The organism is Larkinella humicola (assembly GCF_008727875.1).
In the GTDB taxonomy this organism is placed as follows: domain Bacteria; phylum Bacteroidota; class Bacteroidia; order Cytophagales; family Spirosomataceae; genus Larkinella; species Larkinella humicola.
The window spans coordinates 125251-145435 of the sequence record NZ_VTWS01000007.1 but is presented as its reverse complement, the minus strand read 5'-3'; the positions used below and the strand labels follow the sequence as shown (position 1 = coordinate 145435).

At 55.4% G+C, this 20185-nt stretch carries 9 protein-coding genes; 1 reads left to right on the top strand and 8 read right to left on the bottom strand.

The window, feature by feature from the left end; all coding sequences use genetic code 11:
- Positions 1–4: 4 nt before the first annotated feature.
- On the bottom strand, positions 5–3058 hold the full coding sequence (locus tag F0P93_RS24655; RefSeq protein ID WP_150880402.1) for a SusC/RagA family TonB-linked outer membrane protein: 3054 nt from the start codon (positions 3056–3058) through the stop codon (positions 5–7).
- 325 nt (positions 3059–3383) lie between these two features.
- Here F0P93_RS24655 and F0P93_RS24650 point away from each other — a divergent pair, with 325 nt between their 5' ends.
- Complete coding sequence (locus tag F0P93_RS24650; RefSeq protein ID WP_150880401.1) at positions 3384–4451, top strand: LacI family DNA-binding transcriptional regulator; 1068 nt, start codon at positions 3384–3386, stop codon at positions 4449–4451.
- On the opposite strand, the gene F0P93_RS24645 is transcribed toward F0P93_RS24650, so the two are convergent.
- From F0P93_RS24645 to F0P93_RS24615, 7 genes are read right to left on the bottom strand one after another with little or no spacing between them, the layout of a single operon-like run.
- Positions 4427–5785 carry an ATP-binding protein gene (locus F0P93_RS24645; protein ID WP_150880400.1) on the bottom strand — a complete coding sequence of 453 codons (1359 nt, stop codon included), beginning with the start codon at positions 5783–5785 and terminating at the stop codon, positions 4427–4429. The two genes, F0P93_RS24650 and F0P93_RS24645, sit on opposite strands and share 25 nt — an antisense overlap.
- Positions 5778–6686, bottom strand: coding sequence for a WD40 repeat domain-containing protein (locus F0P93_RS24640; protein ID WP_150880399.1), 909 nt, complete (start codon positions 6684–6686; stop codon positions 5778–5780). Before F0P93_RS24640 ends, F0P93_RS24645 begins: the two co-directional genes overlap by 8 nt.
- 9 nt (positions 6687–6695) lie before the next feature.
- Complete coding sequence (locus F0P93_RS24635; RefSeq protein ID WP_150880398.1) at positions 6696–10022, bottom strand: eCIS core domain-containing protein; 3327 nt, start codon at positions 10020–10022, stop codon at positions 6696–6698.
- Entirely contained in the window at positions 10019–11479 is a 1461-nt protein-coding gene (locus F0P93_RS24630; RefSeq protein WP_150880397.1) for a contractile injection system tape measure protein, read from the bottom strand. The genes F0P93_RS24635 and F0P93_RS24630 overlap by 4 nt, the downstream gene beginning before the upstream one ends.
- Positions 11480–11502: 23 nt before the next feature.
- The gene (locus tag F0P93_RS24625) at positions 11503–14499 is read right to left on the bottom strand and encodes a hypothetical protein (RefSeq protein ID WP_150880396.1); all 2997 of its coding nucleotides are present in this window, start codon (positions 14497–14499) and stop codon (positions 11503–11505) included.
- Between the two features lie 4 nt (positions 14500–14503).
- On the bottom strand, positions 14504–17203 hold the full coding sequence (locus F0P93_RS24620) for a contractile injection system baseplate wedge protein (protein WP_150880395.1): 2700 nt from the start codon (positions 17201–17203) through the stop codon (positions 14504–14506).
- Positions 17204–17219: 16 nt separating this feature from the next.
- A complete protein-coding gene (locus tag F0P93_RS24615; RefSeq protein WP_150880394.1) occupies positions 17220–20177 on the bottom strand; it encodes a baseplate J/gp47 family protein in 2958 nt (985 codons plus the stop codon).
- Between the last annotated feature and the right edge of the window lie 8 nt (positions 20178–20185).

Here is a 20185-nt window from a genome sequence, read left to right as displayed (position 1 = left end):
CTAATTAAAACGTGACCTGTAAACCGCCGAGGAATGATTTAGCTTGTGGATACACCAGATTGTCGATGCCAATGGCGGTATTTGAACCGGCATAGGTGTTCACTTCCGGATCGAAACCGCTGTAGTTGGTGAGCGTGAACAGGTTGTTGGCGCTCACATACACCCGGATTTGCTGAATTCCCTTGATGCGGGGAACGGTATAGCCGAGCGTCAAATTCTTGCAGCGCAGGTACGAACCATCTTCAATCACCTGGCTGGTGACCGGTAAACGACCCGCCTGCGCACCACTCACATAGGTATTGCTCGGATTGGTGGCCGACCAGCGGTTGGCAAGACCCGCGAATTGATTCCGTTGTCCCAGCGGCATCTCGAATGAAAGCCGGGCCGCGTTGTAGATGTCATTGCCCTGTGAACCCGACAGGAACATGCTCAGATCAAAGCCCTTGAAGGACGCGTTGGTGGAAAAACCGTAGATAAAATCCGGGTTCGGATTGCCGGTAATCATCTGATCGGCAGCCGAAATAGCACCGTCGCCGTTGATGTCTTTCACTTTCAGCCCCCCCAGACGGCCATCGTAGCCGGGCAAAATGGTTTCGCCGGTCTGGTTGATGCCGTCGTACACGTAGGTTTTGAAAAGGCCCAATGGCTGACCAACTTTCAACACGGAATAGGCCGTAATGAACCGTTCCTGCGTGGTGCCACCGTCCAGATCCACTACTTTGTTGCGGTTGAACGTCATGTTACCGGATACCGACCATTTTACGGGTCCGTCCAGAATCCGGGCGTTCACGGCGAACTCCAGTCCTTTGTTTTCGAGCGAAGCGAAGTTGCCGGTAATCGTGCTGTAGCCCGAACTCAGAGGCAGGGCTTTCACGTATAGCAAATCTTTGGTCGTTTTCTGATAGGCATCGACGATGAAGCTGATCCGGTTGTTGAGCAGGCTAATGTCGAGTCCAATGTCGGCCTGGGCCGAACGTTCCCAGCGTAGATCGGGGTTGGCAATCCCCGACGGGTTGATCCCGGTGACGAAAAGGTGATTCAGGTTGTAGTCGCTGCCCGAAGCTGCCACCGTCGCCAGCGATTGGTAGGGGTTGATCCCGGCCGCATTTCCGGTAATCCCGTAGCTACCCCGCAGTTTCAGATCCGAAAGCCAGGAAAGGTCTTTGGCAAACGGTTCCTCGATAAGCCGCCAGGCTGCCGAAACTGCCGGGAACAAACCGTATTTGTGGTTGGCGCCAAACTTGCTCGACCCATCGACCCGCGCCGTCAAATCCAGAAAGAACTTGTCCTTGTAGCCATAATTGACCCGGGCCAGGTAGGAATCCAGGCGCTGCCGGTCCCGGCTGCTCGTTACCGTCCGGTTCAGTGCCAGTTGCAGGGCTTCATTCTGGGTGGCATCGTTTGGAAAACCGTTGGCGTTGATCTGGTTGGAATTATACTGTTCCGATTGTGAGGCCACCACCGCCGTAGCTTTAAAGGTGTGGTTGGTGGCGAAACTCGTGCTGTACGTTAGAATGCTTTCGTGCAGCAGTGCCAGACCATTGCCGTTGACTTTAAACCCGGAGCCGGAATTGTCATTCAGGTCCGACCGGTTGACGATGGAGCGGGGGGTGTAGCCGTCGCGCAAATTGTTTTGAATATCAGCGTTGAAAGAAGCCCGGTAGTTCAGGCCTTTCAGGATATTGAAATCGGCGTAAAAATTGACCAGTGTCCGCTTGATGGCGTTCCGGTTCAGGACGCTGGCGAAGTTGAGCGGATTGGTGACTTCCCGGTATTGACCACCGGCCTGCTCACCAAACGGAAACAAGGTGCCGTCGGTCCGGTAAGGCACCAGCGTTGGCGGTGCACCAATGGCCGCGCCCAGGATGGAAGCCGTTACGACACCCGCATCGCCGATGGTTTGTGAACCCGTCGTGATGCCCGAGTTGATGGCGTAACTGCCTAAGATACTGGTACCAATCTTGACGCGGTCGCTTACTTTGTGATCCACATTCAGCCGGTACGAATAGCGTTTGAAGGCGGAATTGATGATAATCCCGTCCTGATCGAAGTAATTGGCCGACAGCGCTAACTGCGTTTTTTCCGTTCCCCCGTTGATCGACAACTGGTGATTCTGGATGGGTGCTTCGCGGAAAATCAGGTTCTGCCAGTTGGTGCCTTCCCCGAGCGAAGCCGGGTTCGGGTAGAAATTGTTTTTGAATACCTCGTTTTCCAGTTGGGCAAATTGTGACGCATTCAAAACCGGCAAGGTTTTATTTACTTTCTGAACACCGTAGTAACTGTCGATGGTAACCCGGGTGGCCCCGGTTTTTCCGCGTTTGGTCGTGATCAGCACCACGCCATTGGCCGCGCGTGACCCGTAAATAGCCGATGCCGAAGCATCTTTCAGGATTTCCACCGACTCGATGTCGTTGGGGTTGATGGTCGAAAGCGGGCTGACGTCGTTGATGCCGCCACTGTTGGAAATCTGAATACCGTCCACGACATACAGCGGTTCGGAATTGCCATTGATCGAGTTCGTTCCCCGAATCCGGACGCTGATGTTCCCACCCGGCGCGCCGGTATTCTGGTTGACCTGCACCCCGGCCACCCGCGATTGCAAACCCTGCGCCACGTTGGCGACCGGCGTCTGGACCAGATCGGCAGCTTTTACCGACGCGATGGCCCCGGTGGTTTCGACTTTACGCTGGGTTCCATACCCCACGACCACGACTTCGCTCAACGCCCGGTCGTCCGACACGAGGGATACATCGATGGTGGTTCGGTTTCCGACTTTCACTTCCTGCGAAGCGTAGCCGATGTAGGAAAACGTAAGCGTGGCCGATTCGGCACTTCCGTCGGGCAGGGTCAGCGAATACTGGCCATTAACATCGGTGGTGGTACCTTGTTGGGTACCTTTCAAAATGACGTTGACACCCGGCAAGGCTTCCGTCCCGGAGGTGACCCGACCGCGGATGGCGGCACCCCGGCCAGCCTGAGCAAACGATGAGAGAGAGAGGGGCAGCAAGAGGAGACAGAGTAGTCCGCTTGCCAGCCAGTTAGGTTTAAGAGGCCGCATACGTAAATCTGGACATTGTCCTTATGGTTAAAGGTTGGTATTGAAAATTTACAATTTAAGAAAAAGGGCCAGCCAGTTTAGTTTGAGAAGACGGTTTGACCGTTGAATAAGTCTTTTACCGGGTTAAAACCAACTAAATCTGGTTTTTTTGCTTTTCCTGATTGATATTACGACTGAATAGTAATTTTGAAAAGAAAAAATAGAATTATATTTTTGGGAACATTCCCAAAATCATGGGAATGTTCCCAAAAAGTAGACTCAATTATCGGGAATTGTTTTGTATTACTGCCTTGAAAAGGTGGTATTTATTAGAATAGTACTATTTATGAAAAACCATCAGATTACGATCATCGATATTGCCCATACGCTCAACCTGTCGAAGTCAACGGTTTCGCGGGCGTTGACGGGGCATCCCAATGTGAAGGTGAAAACCCGGGAGCGGGTGCTGGAACTGGCGGCCGAACTCGATTACCAGCGCAACCAACTGGCCATTTCGCTGCTGACCAACCGGACTCAGACCATCGGCATCATGGTGCCGGAGTTCCTGAGTTCTTTTTTTCCAAAAGTGATTATTGGCGCGCAGGATGTCCTGGCCAAAGCGGGATACAACGTCGTGATTTGCCACTCGAATGAGTCGTACGAAACAGAAATTATTAATACCAAGCTGTTGCTAGCCAGCCGGGTAGATGGCATTTTGGTGTCGCACACGAAGGAGACGCGGAACTTCGAGCACTTCAAAACCGTGGATCGGAAAGGGATTCCGGTGGTGTTTTTCAACCGGATTGTCGACGAAATGAGCGTGTCGAAAGTGGCCGTCGACGATTATGAAGGTGCTTACCAGGCCGTCGAGCACCTGATCAAAACCGGCAAACGGCGAATTGCCCACCTTTCCGGGCCGGATTCGCTGCAAAACAGCCGCTCCCGCCTGAACGGGTATCGGGATGCGCTGACAAACCACCAGATTCCGATCGACCCGGCGCTGATTATTTCCTACGATCTGACGCTCGATAAGGCCAATATTTACGTCAACCATTTGCTGAATCTGCCCCAGCCGCCCGACGCCCTGTTTGCGATCAATGACCCCACGGCCATTGAAGCGTTGAAAGTCATTAAAAGCCGGGGGTTGCGCATTCCGGAAGACATTGCCATTGTCGGTTTCAGCGACGACCCGATTTCGGCCCTCATCGAACCCGGCTTGACGACGGTTTCCCAACCGGTCGACGAAATTGGCCGGGAAGCCGCCCGGCTGTTGCTCAATCAGTTGGCCGCCGACGACGAACGCCCGGAACCGGAGCTGGTCGTGCTGCCAACGCGGTTGATCATTCGGGGATCGACGGTAACCGGCGAAAACCCGACCGGATTTGCCGATCAGACCAGTTTGCCTTCTTTCTGAAATTCCAGCCGGATGCCTTCCACCACATCGGCGGTTGCCAGAACGTCGGTTTGTCGGCTGAGGGCGCGGAGGGCGCAAAACTGGATGATGTTGAGAATGGCCGCGCCCGAAAGTTCGTAGCGACCGGCCAGTTGCTCCACCGGAAGCTCGGGGGCCAGCCGGGCGGAGGGTGGCAGGCATTTCTGCCACAGCAGCAAGCGTTCGGCCGCGTTGGGCAGTGGAAAATGAATCATGGCCTGAAACCGCCGGGCAAAAGCTGGGTCGATGTTGCTCTTCAGGTTGGACGCCAGGATGACCAGACCGTCGAATTCTTCGATTTTCTGCAACAGAAACGCCACCTCCTGATTGGCATACCGGTCGTGAGCATCGCGGGTTTCGGTGCGTTTGCCGAAGAGGGCGTCGGCTTCGTCGAAAAACAGAATCCAGTTTTTGGCGTGGGCTTTATCGAACAGATTGGCCAGATTCTTCTCCGTTTCGCCGATGTATTTGGAAACCACCAGTGACAGATCAACCCGGTAAACCTCCCGGTTCGTGTATTTACCCAACAAGGTCGCCGTCAGGGTTTTACCCGTACCGGGAGGGCCGTAAAACAACACCCGGTAGCCGGGTTTCAGCCGTTGCCCCATCTGCCAGTCCGTTCGCAGCGTGTCGTAATGCTGAATCCAGTGTTCGATGTCGCGAATCTGCGTGAAGGTTGGCGCGGGCAGCACGAGATCTTCCCATTCCATGTCGGTACGGATGCGCTGCGCCGGGAAATTCATGCTCAGGGCCGGTGCCGACACCCGCCCGGTGGTAAACAATTCCACATAGTCAGGATCAAGAATCAGCCGACCACTCAGGCGCGGTTCGCCGGGTTTGACGTCTTCGAGGTACAGAATCCTTTCGCGGGCAAAAAAATGCTCGGGGCTGAAAAGGTCATACAGGGCCAGCCGTTTTTCGAGGTCGTTGCCCGCCAGCACGAACAGGGCGGTTTCGCCGGTGGGCAGAAGCCCCCGGTGGTTGGAACCGCGCACCCCGCCGAATTCCGGAAAATCCCCGCCATCGGGCAGGTGTTCGCGGATGAGGGTGTCGAAAAAACCGGGTTGGAGGTGGGGGGCGAGGGCGAGAAGGAGGAGTAACAATTCGGCTTCATCGAGCTGAGTTTCTACAATGAATTGTGTGAGGGGAGCCACTGCCCCGACGTTGAGATCAGGTAATACCGGGCGCAGATCAGTAGAACCTGTAGTGGGATTCAGCCGCCAGTGAACAAACGCGCGCAAAAAATCAAGGGCCAAGTAAAGGGTAGTAGGCCGCACCGGAAAAGCCGTTGTCTGTGGAGAGGTAGATTTAGTCATGGTCAAGTTTAAGTAAGGCGGCATCGCCGGTGCTACCTCCTGTAGCCATCCAATTTCCGTCGGAGCTAAATGTAATTGCTGATATATGGCCTTTGTGCAGGCGGTTTCCCCAGCGTTGGGCACCCGTTTCTCGCTCAACTAATACTACATATCCTGAAGTGTTGCCGAATGCAATCCTTTCTTCATCGGGGCTTACCGCAAAAGCCGTAACTGTGGTTTCCGGATTATTCAACACGGCATTGGCCGGCAAAGGTTGACCGGTTTTCTGCCAGCCAAATAATCCTTGGCCAAATTCGCCGACTCCCCAAATGAAGTTGGCCGATACCTGAAGCTGACTCAAAATCAGATCCGTGGCTACATGGGTCGGCTTAGTAGCAGTAAGAGAACTTGCCCAAAGGCCCTGCTCATTAGCCCACCATATCTGATGGCCATCAGTAACAACCGGGCGGGTCTGGTTCGGAAGTGAATAGGTGTTTGCCAGTTGTAAGGCCGGTACTTTGTAAATGCGAACTTCATTTGATAAAATTACCCAAAGCTGCTGATTCCTCTTAAACAGGTGGGGTGGTATTGTTGAGAAGGGTAAATCAGCCGATTTTAAATCCTTATCGTTATCGAGCTGGTCAATCACCAGTTTCCAGGTATCGTCGGGATTGTTCACCAGATAAACCAGTGCCTTATTTTCAAGAAAATAGACCGAAGACACACTATTGGCCCGCTGTTCACCCTGTACGATTTCCCGTGATTTATCAGGCATTTTTTGCGAGAAAACCGTCAGAGTTGGATTGCCTGCTTTCCGGTAATCCTGCGCCATAGCGAACTCTTGCCCCGTGTCATCAAGTGCCAATGCATTGGCTGGGGTACGGGAAACCGATTGATAGCGCAAAATCGTCTCTTTCTTCATACTGAAAAACTACGTTGTACTCGCGAAAGCCTGTCCTTTTATTTTCTTCGCTCCGGCGATGCTGTTGTTATAGACACTGGTAAAATTAGGGCCAACGTAGAATTTGTCGGCGTAATGATGACCATCCGCCCCAGCCTGCCGGTTATAAGATGCAAGCATCAGTTTCAGGTTGGAAGGGTTCCCGGCTGTACGCTGTCGTGCGCCATCGTCTGAATTAAACCCGGTATCTTTCCAATGTTTGGCCAGCGGTTCCGTATGGTCTACATCGTAAGCACGTCCGTTGATATCAGAGGTAATCTGGGCGTCGGTCATGGCCCGATACCGGGCTTTTTCATCGTCTACTTCCATAACCTGTCCATCCCGGACCAGCCGTTGCCATATGGCTTGCGATCCGTTCGTTCGCATGATTTTAAGGTCGTTGATGATGGCGGTTTTACCCTGCGAAGATACGGTTGTGCGGGCACTACCAAAACCACTCCCGTTTATGTACAGGTCATTGCGGACATCGAAACCCGGTGGCAGATTACGTCGGGTCGGGATAGGCGGAGCAAAAAAATCATCACCAGCACTCAGTCCCCGTAAAATAACGGCTAGGGCGGTTAGTTCGGCATCCATCTGGGTTCGCTTTTGGGCGTCATTAAGGGCTGCATCCCGCTTGATTCGACTGACGGAGCGGACTTTCTCCCGCGCCTGTTCCACAATCGGACGCTTGGCCGGTTCGGCTTGTGCGACTTCATTGAGGAACTCCAGTACCGGACGTGGGCGAGAAGCAACGATCAGTTCGGCATTTTGATCGCGGCCTTCAAAATGGAGCGAGTGGTTTTGATTGGTGGCATCTGTGAACGATTTACGCAATCCCAACCAGCCCAAAATGGCTCCCACGGCCTGTTGCCCGGCACCCACCAGCCGCCGTCCCTGCGCCACGACCCAATCCACGACCCGGTCCAACGCCCGGTCGACCGGCTGACGGATGCGGGCGATGGTGGTTCGGATCGTGTTGGATATGCCGCCCAGCCCCATCAGCCGCGCCAGAAAACTGATTATGACCGGCACCATTCGCCCCATCGTGGTTTCCACCCGGTTGGCGGCTGCGGCAATGTTGCCGGCGGCAATGGCGGCCATCGAATCGACGTACGACTCCACCACGGCGGCAATCTGGTTGATGCGTTCAACGAAAAACATCACCGTGTTGTAGGTCGCCATAATGGCCTGAATCACCGCCCCGGCCGGGTTCAGCATGGAGGCAATGCGGATAATGGCCTGACCAATCACCGTTTGCCGAACCCAGGCGATGACCCCGTCAAGCACCATGTTGCGCAGGTTGCCGAGGTATTCCACAATCTTTTGCCAGGCCGCTGCTGGTCCCTGGGTGATCAGAATCCGTAGAAAATCAAACACCTGCTCCATCCGGCTGACGAATTGCTCACTCGTCGCCCGCACCAGTTTGGCACGGATGTTCTGGTAGGTAAGCCCCAGAATCTGCAAGACCAGTGAAAGAATGCCTTGTAAATCAAAGGTTTGCGGAAGCGTGAGTCCGGCCCCTTCCAGCGCCCCCAGCAGCCAGCCCACCAACCCGCGCTGGAGGTGCGTAAGGGCATTTTGCATGAACTGCCGGAACCCCTGTACCCCCGCCCGCACCAGATTGCCGACAAACCGCACCGGATCGCGGATGATGATCAGGAACGTCGCCCGCGCCCGTTTCAGGATGGCCAGCACCCGCGCTCCCCCCGCACCCATGACGGCTTCAAAAATAAACTCCAGCATTTGCAGCAGGGCGGCTCCCGCAAAACCGGCGATGTCGGCAGCCAGACCGAAAAACAAACTGGCAATCTGGCTGATGGTTTCCAGCGGATGCAGCACGGCTTCGGGCGTGAGTGCATTCCAGACGGCGGTAAAAATTCCCTTGATGCGCTCCCAGGTCAGGTTTCGGCGGGTGGTTTCCACATTGAACCAGGTAAAAGCCCGTTGCAAGGCGCCCGATTGCTGCATCTGCTGGAACCGCTCGTCGCCGTTTTCCATCAGACTCATAAAACCGCGCACGAGGTTGGTCGGGCTGCGTTCCACCACCTCATCGGTGAACGGATCTTTGCCAATAATGACCGTCAGCAGCGTGAAACCGCGCATTTGTCGGGCCCGGATGCTCAGTGGCTTAACGATCGTTTCTTTGATGAACACGACAACCTGGCTGATCACCCGTCCGACAAAGGCCGTGATCCGGCTAAAGGGGGGCGCAAACACCCGGCGGATGACGTCCAGATTGCCGCTGATGCCGAGTGTAATGCCCATATCATCCCAGGCCTGGCTAAACAGACCCCGGATGTAGGCATATGAAATACCCAGTGCGGCTACCTGCGTATCGATCCAGTCGGCCATCCGGCCAATGATACCTTCCGTGCGAAGCTTGTTGAAAAGCAATAACCCGATGGGGCCGCCCAGGGTCAGAAATCCTTCGATGAGGTTGGTTGTCGAGCGGGGAACTTCGCGCTGGAGCACCGGATTGTAACCAGCCAGAACCGTCAGCAGACGCCAGCCGGGCAAGTTGGCCAGCCAGCCGTCGATGGTACCGGCCACATCGAGTCCGAACAGCCGCTGAACCGTTGGCCTTGCCGACGAAATCAACGGTTTTCGTTGTACGGCTGCGCCCTGTTGCACAACGTGGGTGAGCTCGTGCGCCAGCAAATGTTGCCCTGAACTCGTGCCGGGGCTGTATTTTCCTTCGTTGAAATAGACGTGATTCTGGTAGGCAAAAGCTTGTGCACCAATGGACTGGCTCATCTGAACGGCGGGTGCGTCGGTATGCACGCGAACGCCCGAAAAGTCGGCACCGAAGCGGGGTTCCATAAACTGCCGGGTGTCGGCACTCAGCGGCTGTCCGCCCGACTGGCTGGCCGAAAGCTGCGATTCAAAACCGCCGGTGACAGCCGGGGTGACGGAGTCGCCTTTTTTCCGGATTTTCTTTTTGTCCTCCTCATCGGTTTTCAACTGAATCACCGGCGTATCGGTATCGGCTTCTTTGCGCCGAACTTCTTTCTTTTCTTTTTCGTCAGATTTCGGTTGGAGTAACCCGGAAGCGGGGAAAAACGGGCGGGCGGAGGAATCGGGGGCTGGCATCCGCATCACGCGGTCGGCGGTAGCGTCGGCTTCGCGTTCGAACCGGTCATCGGCTCGGCCCACCGCCAGTTTGGTCTGAACGGGCGCTTTGAAAAACGGTTCCGGCTGACTCCGCGATGATGCGCCGGTTTTGGCAAAGAAAGGCTGTGACGTCGTCGCGTGATTCGACGATGAGGTGGTCGTTTTCGGCTGAACGAGGGGCTGGTGTTGGCGTGTCGCTTTCATGATGCCCAGTTGACCGTCAGTTGTTTTTTCATCCAGGGGAGCAACACCGTGCCGACTCCCCAACCGACCGGCAAACGATCCAGAAGAATATCCTGCGCCTTTGACTCAACCGTCAGCTCCCAAAGCCCATTCGGCAGGAGCGTCAGTTTTCCATCCCGCTGCAGAAAACCTTCCCGAAAACCGTCAGGCGATGTATTTTTCAAAACCGCCCAATGCCCGATGGCCGCATTCAGCAAACCGATGCCCTCTTCCTGTTCGGCATCGGTTAGGCTGATTTTTCCGGAAACGGGCGAATTCCAGGGCATTTCGCAGAGTAGTTTAGGCAGCAACAGGTCGTATTCGGCCGCTGTAGGTTCGCCGGTTGCCAGAAAATGCAACATAGTCAGGGCTTTTTCATGGCTTTCCGTATCTCTGAAAACCGCATTCTGCGTCCAGCCACAGGCTTCGAAACAAAACCGCAGGAAGGGGTGTAGCAACACGACGCCCGCATTTCGAACGTAAATAACCGCGTCAACGGGAACCTCCGTCGATGATTCCCGGCGTTTTTCGTTCGGATTATCGAATGAAGCTTTTTTGGTCTTGCTTTTAGCTGTTTCGGCATCGTTTTTGGACACCTGATCTCCGGAGTCCGGGCTGTTCGGGTGGGAAATGCGCGACTTGAAGTCCGGGTTTTGAAACCCAGAAAGGAGGAGTTCGAGATCCGCATGGAACGTCGGGTCGGACGGTTTGATGGGGGTCCAGCGGTTCTCGATGGCTTGCAAAACCGTTTCCGGGCCCTGAACGGTTTTTTCGGTCAGCGCCGTCAGCAGCGCCCGGTAGTGATTTGCCGGGAGCTTGTCGCGCCAGGTCTGCAAACGCTTCAACAACCGCAGACTCACGGATTCCTGACCGGAACCCAATGCCCGGAAAACCGCAGCCAGCACGTCTTCCGAAAACTGGTTTACCAACCGAAACCGGGTTGCGGGATGAACCAGAACCGCCCGTAGCGTTTCTTTTTGCGGGGTGTTCAGGTTCGACAGGGCAGACCAAATTGGCTGTTCAAAGGCCGGATTCGATTCGGGCCAGAGCGTGGCGGGTGGGAGCAACCCCGTCTCCAGAAAATAGAGGAACGTTTCAAAGACCACCTCGCCGGTTTTTCGAACAGCGGTCCCCTGGTGAAAGCGAGCTTCCGGGATCAGGTCAGCCAGTTGCCGACGGAGCAAATCCGGCAGGTTCCGGGTGATCTGTTCCTCAAAACCGGCTGTCGACAGCACACCCAAGTCCACCTCAACCCGTTCCAGTTCGATCCATTCCTCCGCCGAACCGTAGGCGGAAAGCACCGCATCAAGGGCAGTCAACAGATCCGTTTGCCGGAGGATTTGGCTCGCCCGTTCCTGCACAGCCCAGCTATCCGCCTGCTCGCGAAGGTGCAACCGGACGGTCTGGCGCTGGATGATATGGGAAACGGGTAGGGCCACGGGATGGGAAGTCGATGGGTTACTTATCCATTTAATAACACAGTTTTCAGATCGCAGACCGGATTTTGTTTGACCAGTATCTGTAAGGTCATTTGGCGGCCACCCCGCCCGACCCGCCCGAACTTGAAGCGGGTCATGTTAATGCGATCGGGCGATTTTTCACTGGGTTCGATTGGTCGTTCATCCAGTTTCCATTGGTAGGTGACGCCCTCTGGTGGACTGAGAATGACGACGTCGAAGGTAACTGACACGTTTCCAACCGGTCTGCTGATGTTTTCAATGGCAAACGTTTCCGGTAAAACGAAAAATTTGACCTCTTCGGCCCGATTGCCCAGCGTGTACTGAACAGTGTGCGGCCCTTCGACATTGGGGACGAACGAGCCCGATCGGGCACTGATTTCCAGGGTATCGGAAGTGAATTTACCCCCCGCCGGTTTACCCGTAACTTTCAGTTTAATGTCTTTGCTAAAACAGACAAATTCCTCGGCTTTGAGTTCAATGGGTTCCGGCGGAGTCGGTTCAAAAATGACGCGGTTCGTGACTGGCCCGGTGGTTTCGCAGCGTCCATTGGTCGCTGTCAGTGTGACGGTAAATTCCCCGGAACCATCTTCACGCAGTGAAAATTTGTGATTGATCCGGCCTTCACCGCTCCCGTTTACCGCTATTTTTTCCGGTTCCAAGCCGTCGCCAAAGTCAAATGTCAGAACTCTGGCATCGGTGTATTGATAGACAAATACAGCCTCATTCTCAGCCAGTTTGTCCGAGTTGAAACCAACCGTGGGAAGTGCCAGCACCCGCACCTCAACGAAAACCGGTGCCCGGTTTGGCACCGTATAGGTCAGCTTGTGCGTACCCACCGTCGTCGGATTGAAGAAGAAAGTTCCGTCTTCTTTCGTGACCAGCGGGCTGTCGAACGAGCCGGTATCGGGCGAGACGTCGATTTTCTCTTTTGGCGAATTCAGACAGAGTGAATCCCGCATTTCGACGGTTGGCGGTGGTTCGGGCAGGACGAACTGCACGCCATTCCCGGAGCCGCAGCAGCGGTAGGGGAGGTAAAAATCGGCCACCACGATGGACTCACCGCCCTTTTTTAGCAAAACGTCCTTTCGTACAATTCCCGGATTTTTATAAACCAGCACAAACGTTCCGCCCGGCGGCACACCCGCGCCGTGTTCCAGACCCGGATGGTTCAGCAGAAACGGCCCAAACGTCAGGTTGGCTTCATAAGCGGCTTTTCGTTTTTCGTACGCATCCTTCAATTTTTGCAACAAGGGCAGTTTGGCCAGAATACACATGGCGGCTCGCTGCCCTGCGAACCGACTTACAATGAGTTGATAATTGGACCACCTAACCCGGAAGATGGCCGGCGTCATTGGGAGCGCGAGGTCGAATGGCGGGATTCTGCCGTCCACTTCGGGGACGTGGCAAAGAATCTGCGCTTGAAGATCTTCGAAATCAGCCGTCAGATCGGCAAAGTCGAACGGCTGATCCTGCGTGATCAACAACTGGTCGGCATCTGTTCGTAACGCCAGCACATCAAACGCCAGGTTGTGGGTGCGTCGCTGGGATAAAATTTCGTTCAGCGTGGTCAAAACGCCCGCGCCAACAAACCCTTCGATGCGGTAAAACGGGTAGGTTTCGAGGGCGTAGGCAAAGGGATTCTGGATTTCGGGCAGTGCCGGCTGAGGTCGGTGATAGGAGTGAATGAACCCGGTCCGGCCGTGTTTGTGCTGCTCGTAACTCCAGAACGCCCGCATGGCCGGTTGGTAATAAAACGGCATCGCCCGCTGGTCGATCGGCGATTTCCGGTACGGGTCGGGCGTGATTTTCAGGGAGATAAGCGTGGTGACGGTGCCCCGGCCTTTGATGGAAAACCGCTCGAAACGGGTCTCGGGGATATCGAACAACTCGATCATTTTAAGGATTCGCTGATACAGCCAGAAAGCTTTCCGGCGCGAATCCGCTGCGGGAGCAATAGCCTGCGACCGGATCCATTCGTGCCGGAATTGCGGTTGGCCAAGACCCGGTTCGGTGACCAGTTCGCCGGTCAGCAAATGCTTCGGAAACGAGTCGTTCAGGGGCATACAGGCCACCAACCAATGGCAGGTCGCTTCGCGAAACTCCGCGTAGGCGTCGTGCAAATCCTTCAGCCAGTCGTACACATACTGGCTGTTGTAATTGGCACTGACCTTGCGCGTCAATGCCAGCAAGGTGTTTGTCGGCGCGGTCATGGCCGTGAGGTTGGCCGGATCAACCGCCCGGATCAGTTCATGGGCATCGCGCAAACCGTCCGCGAGTCGAACGGCGGTTCTGCGAAGAAACACCTGAAACCGTTGCAACGACGGCGTATAAGGCCGGTCGTCGAGCCGTACCCTTGTCATGGTCAAAACCGGTAGTCGGGTGCAGGCAGCGGCCGCCTGACGGAGACCGTTGGAAATCAACGCGTTGGCGTCGGACTTCCGAACGAGCATCACCCGAAGTTGGTTCAGAAACACTTTCCCCTTCGCGTCGCAGGCTACGCCGGTGCATTGATCGGCATTTTTCGCTTCACTTTCCAAATACAAAGCGACCACTTTGTCCGACAAATCAAGATCCGTCAGGGGCCGGATCGTTTGCGTATTGTTCGTGTAGTCCGCCGGAACGAGTTCCCAGAGGTTCAAACCCGGAATGTCGTCAAAGGGCTTGTAATCCGGGTGATCGGTCAGGACGTAATCGACCGCCTTCGTGTAAATCGTCGTTTCCAGGCTCAGCAAATCGCCGTCGGTGGTGACGCCATACCCCGCCGAAACCGTGATGGTGTTGTCCGGATTCAGGCTGGGTTTCAGTCCGCACACCACGCCGACACCCAGCAGCCGGGTGCGGGTCAGTTGTTCCTGATTGAGCAAAAAGCCAAACAACAAATTTAACTGTTCGGCAGTCAGGATAGAATCCGGCCGAAAAATGGTCAGTCCGTACCTGCTAAAATCGAAGTGCTGGGTGCCCGTTGCCGGATATACCTCGTCAAAATAAGGATTCGCCATGGTGTTAGGAGTCGGGGGTTGGAGGGTCTTCCGGTTTGGACAGGGGCAGCGTACCCAGGGCCGTACGGTTCAGAATGATTGGAATTTCTTCGTCTTCGTTGTCGCAATCGTGAAGCACGCCCGTTTCATAAATGGTGTGAAAGTCAGGGTGTTCCAGTCGATCGATCAGCGCTTTTGTTTGGTCGTTGGCCAGGGTTGGGTCCGCGCAGCCTGCCGCCTGGGCGTCGAGCCACGGTTGATAGGCCTGCTCAAACAGCCTGAGTTGATCCCGGCTCACCCAGCAGATGCGGGCCAGCACGTGGGCGGGGAGTTCCGAGCGAATCAGGTTTTCGATATACCGGCGGTAGTCGATGTTGCGGAACCGCATGGTGTAACCGGGCAAAACGAGACTCACCCGGTAACTATACGGATCGAGCGGTTCGCAGTGGTCACATCCGGGCTCCACGCAAACCGGCATCCACGCATCCGACGGGTCTGTTTTCGGCCGGAGCAGGCTGTGTTCAACCAGAAACAGGGCTTCTCCGCTGTAAATCAGGGTTTCAAGGGCGGCTTCTAGATCCTGATCGGCCTCTTTTCGCGTCGAAAACGTTCGCGGACACCGGGCAATCGGCTGATTTACCGGATCGAGCAAAGCATAGGTAAAGCGGTTTTCGACGGCTTCCAGCCTGAAACGGCCTTTGGCGGGCACTTTCTGAAAGACGGTTCTCATCGCCTTTTCGGCTCGTTCCACGCTGTCAAATTCGTTCGTTGACACCAGATATTGGGTGTCGCTTTCCGGTGATTTCAGTTGAAATTGAAACAAGGCGGGGTTTTCAGCCGAAGGAAAAGCGGTCATCACGATCACTGCGGAAGCTGCGTGTGTCTGGTAATTGGTTCCGCGAATACCGGTCAGCCGGGCGAGTCGGCGCGTACTACCCGCGACGTTTTCGTTTTCCCAGGCCGGTTTACAATAATCATAAGCTTTCGAGCGGAAGATTTCGCCGTATTCCCGGATAAAATGAACCTTGTCTTCCAGAATTTCTTCACTGCCCCGCTCCCCAAACAGGGAATGCATCAGGAGCGCGTAATCGTTGAAATTTTCGGCAAACCGGGCAAGCAGGTGATCCAGAAAGCGGTTTTTCCGAACGGGATTGTCCTCAAAATCTTCCAGTTTCGCCAGCACGGTATCGATGGTATCGGATATTCCCGCCGGGTCGACATAGAGTTCGTCAATCCCGGCCAGTTCCGTAACCGGTTGTCCGAAATAGGTCCGGGCATCCTGGTCGGCGCTGAAAAACGATTTCAGATTGGCGAGCTGTGCCTGGTAATTGGTGAGCATCTGATCGAAAAAAAGCAGATACGCCTTCAGTTGGCGGGCCTGCGCCCGGCGTTCGGCCGAAGCGGAGGCCGGTAACCCAAACCGCCCGACGCCGTAGTTTTGCGGGAGGTCATTCGCGATGGACGAGTAGGTTTTCAAATCATAAATTTCACCAGTTGGCACTGGCAGATCGTCCACGGTTTTGCGGTTTTCCCGGTACGCTTTTTCCTGCAATGCCTGAAACTGGCTCAATGCCGCCGTTTTATCCCGTAGGCTCCCAACCGGAATAATGTCCTTAAAAAAAGACAGGGCGACGTTTTCGGCACAAAGCTGCGGCTGATGGAGCGGATCGATGTGCAGACACCAGCGTTGTTCGCCGTTGGCAAGGGGAGGGCCGCTCAGACAGCCATCGCCCGCTTTCCACTTGTTCATCAGCACTTTCCGGACGTCTTTCACGCCCCTGACGCTCATGATGAGGTTGATCAGGTCGGAAGCATACACCCGGCTGCGTCGCTCCGATTGCTCCAGTTCGTCGTCGTCAATGAATCCGTTTGCCAGACGGGGGCCGTCAAAAATCTGGTCGGTGGTCAGCCGGTTTCCGTCCGCGTCGGTATGGTTCTGCCGTTCCGCCAGCGAATACCGCCGGACCGGCGGAGCCAGGTAGTCCTGAATGCGAAACAGTATTTCGGCGTAAACTTCACTGACGCTGGCTTCATTGTCCAACCCGATGTCGGCGCAGAACATGACGTATTGAACGGGTACCGCACCGATCGTCATCACGTCTTCACAAAGGTTTCGGTTGGCGAGGTAGGTTTCCCGCACCTTTTTTAAAATCGTCTGACGGCCAGTGTCTTCATCCGCAAACGCCCCGGCCCGCACCTGCTGCTGAATGAAAAAAGTATCGAAATCCACCTGAATGTCGTAGAGCCCTTTCAGCGCAAACGAAGTCTGGTTATTAGGCAAAACGCCTGGGAAAGGGTGGTAAGCAAGCTGGGCTTCCCCGCTTTTAGCCTGACAATTCACAAAAACGGTTTTCGGAGCGGGTTCGAGCCAGGCATTCCGGACGCCGTCGATGTCGATAAAAAGTTTGCGGTAATCCAGGTCCGAAACCGGGCTGGTCGGCAGGGCTTTTCCGGCCGTTACGAAACTCGCCTGCATCGCTTCCCCGCTGCCGAACGACGACGCCAGGAGGTCTTTCAGGTCCAGCGAGGTTCGGAGGCTCAGGTCGGTAATCGCGTAGCACAGCAGTTCCAGCAGCGTAATGCCGGGATCGTGGGTGTTGTAGTCCGTCCAGTTCGCGCTCGCATAGCGTTCGATGTAGGCCAATCCGGCTTCGCGCAGGGCCGCATAATCGGAGGCCGGTTGCAGGGGAGGAGCGGGCGATATCGTGATGGAAGCGGTGGTCATCGGTTGGAGGTGGGCCTCAACAGCCCGTAAAGTCGTTTATTTCATGTTCGCTGAAAGAGGTCAAAACCGCCCGGGCGTCCGATGCCGAAATGACTTCCTGGTCTTCCCCGGTGCTGGTGTCGCCCACGAAATGCTGCATTTTCAGTTCCGTGACAAACGCCACGTAATCTCTTCGTTCCATAAAGGAGAGGAGGGTGCTTTTGTAAACCGTTCCTCCGAAGGCGATTTCGGCCTGAGTATCGAACGCCCAGGGCGTCAGGTAAGCAATCAGATCCTGCTGGAGCACTTTTTTGTAAACCGCAGGCTCAAAACCGGGGCGGAAGGCCACCTGAAAACGAAGTTTCACCCGTTCGTAGCGGGGGTTGGTGGCCTGAATCGTGATCGGTTTGCCCGCCCGGTGTTGCAGGAATTGGGTGATCACGCTCAGCGTATTCAGATCAACCCGGGGTTCAAGCCGGTTTACGTCTTTCAAATTCCGCAGATCCGGCACAACCACGAGGGTCACATGGCCGGGGGCGAGTTCCGTCAAGGTCTGGCCATCGGCATTCACTTTGGTGTGATTCAGGCATTTGGCTTTATACACGTTGGGGAACGTCTGCAACACCAAGTGTTCGTAGTCCCAGATGCTGACGGCCCGCTGTCTGTGCCGCAACCGTTCGCTGACGCGGGTATAATAGGCTGCGTCCGATTCCTGCGGTTGACCGCCAAACGACGCATACGGTTGTTTGAGGGCCTTCACTGCGGCCAGGCTCCGGCGCAACTTCTGGATGGTTTCGGCCGCCAGCGGCAAATCGTAATGCGCCGGATCATTGTTCTGATCGGTAAAATTGGCCAGAACCGCCTGGGGGTGCAGGCCCACAAAATTGCACACGCTGTCGATTGGCGCGGCCCCCGAACCGATTTTCAGTTCGGCACGCAGCCAGACAAAACCGGCATCCAATAGCGTATTGTCGGTGGTTGTTTCTTTCGGAAGGAGAAATTGAATAATGCCGGACGTCAGCAGGTGGTTGGTGGTGTCGGAAAGAATCTCATCCCGCGTCAGCAAACGCCATTGATTCCGGACCAGCACGCTCCATTCCACCGTCGGCACCTGGTTTTCCGGATTGGCACTTCCTTCCTCCACCTGAAACAGAATGGCGACGGCTTCCTGCGGACCGACATCCTGTAAACCCATAAAAAAGGTTCCGTGGCGGTTGTACTGCGGTAGCAAATAAACGGTTTGAGTCTTATTTAAATAACCGTGCTCTTCGGCCTGCCCGAAAGCCGCGAGATGAAACCATTGCAGGGGGCGGCTGGCAAACGACGCCCCGGCATCGCCGGTTTCGGGCTGCAGGAGCGAAACCCGCCCCGTTGTTGCGGTGTAATCGACCGTCAGGCTCTTCAGAACCGGCGTATACGGCGGATTCGGAATTTTTTGAGGACCGGGGGTCGGTTTGGCCCGATCGATCACGCCCTGGGTCAGCTTCTGCGGATAAACCACATGACCAAAATCGGATTCCAGGCTGATTTTCAGAAGGTCGTCAGGATTGTCTACTGTCGATGAAGCGCCTGATAAAGAGGTGGTTAGTTTGAATTCTGCGTTTGCTGCCGGGAAGAGGGGCAGTCCTTTTTTGGGAACGGCCAAAATATCTCCGGTCACTGTGAAGGCGTTTGGCGTTGTATACGGTGTTCCGTAGGCTTCGTAGTAGGCGCTCAAATTTGCGGGCAATCCAACCCATTCCGTCAGGTGAACAGTGACGGTTTCCGGCGATTTGGCAAGAATTTCGTCGCAACGTACCGCAAGGGTGGAGCCTACAGCGGGTGTGGGGCCGAAGGGCATGAACGGTTTTTCGGAACTGACCGGGCCGAGGTCATTTTCCAGCGCCAGCGTCTTTTTTAAGCCATCGACCTTGACATCAATTCGTACGGAACGGATTTTCAGGGGTTTCCAGTCATCATACGCTTCGTCGTCTGCCAGCCAGCAGCGCATAACCGGCGCATCGGTGGCATAACCGCCGTCGAGTTTCGCCGGATCGTAAGCCACAACGGCCTCTTTCACGGTGGCCGATACCGTCACTACCAGCGTGATTACTGCTTCGTTTACCACTGTGTTTACCGCACTGGCGTCGAGCCATGCTTGGGGGCCGCTGAGCTGAACGCGGAGGTTTAGCGTCTTTTTCCTGAGTTTAAAGTCCGTCGGCGGAAAAATTTGCACCGTTATTTCCCGGGATCCTTCCGCCAGCAGCAGAATGGGCGACGCCAGTGCGAACCCCAGCCGTGCCTCGGGAAACCGGTTTTTGCTGGCACCGCCCTTGGGGCCAAATCCGTTCCAGCCCGGATTTTCGGGCGTGAGGGTTTCGGCGACGCCATCGGCCGTATTGGCAACCGGCGCACAATAGACTTTCGCACCCGACCGAAAAACCGTCCGGAGATGGCTGATTTTCGCCCGGTTGGCGATCAGGTTGTGGGCGGTTTGGTAGATCAGCGGCTGTTTCTGACCATCTTTCCCCGCGTCCAGTTCGGTTTTTGCCGCAATGATCTGCTCTGTTGCGTTTTTCGCCAACTCGAACAAAACGTGGACGCGGTCGGGAACCGGGGCCAGCGGACTCAGTTGCAATACGTCCCGGTAGTAAAAATCGAGGTGTCGTTTGGTTAAGGTATTCTGGTGGGCCTGGAGCTTTTCAAACAGGTGCAAAAAGCTGAGAATCAGTGCAAAATGGGGTTCGATGTCGCTGCGGGTCTTTAGCTCATCCAGCGAAAAATACCGCTCAAAGTTCATCAGGTCGGCCCAGAGGGCACCGTTGTCGGGCGTATTGGTGGCGTCGAAAAACCGGATTCGGGCTTCCTGGGCATACAAAGCCAGAAACCGCAGCAAGTCTTTCGGCTTGCGCTCATCGAGGAGCGTGTTTTCCGGTTGCAACGCGGGGAGTCGGCGCTGGGGCTGACTGAGTCCATCGCGTTGGAGCGGATTTTTGTCGGGACACGGCTGCGACATGGGTGCGG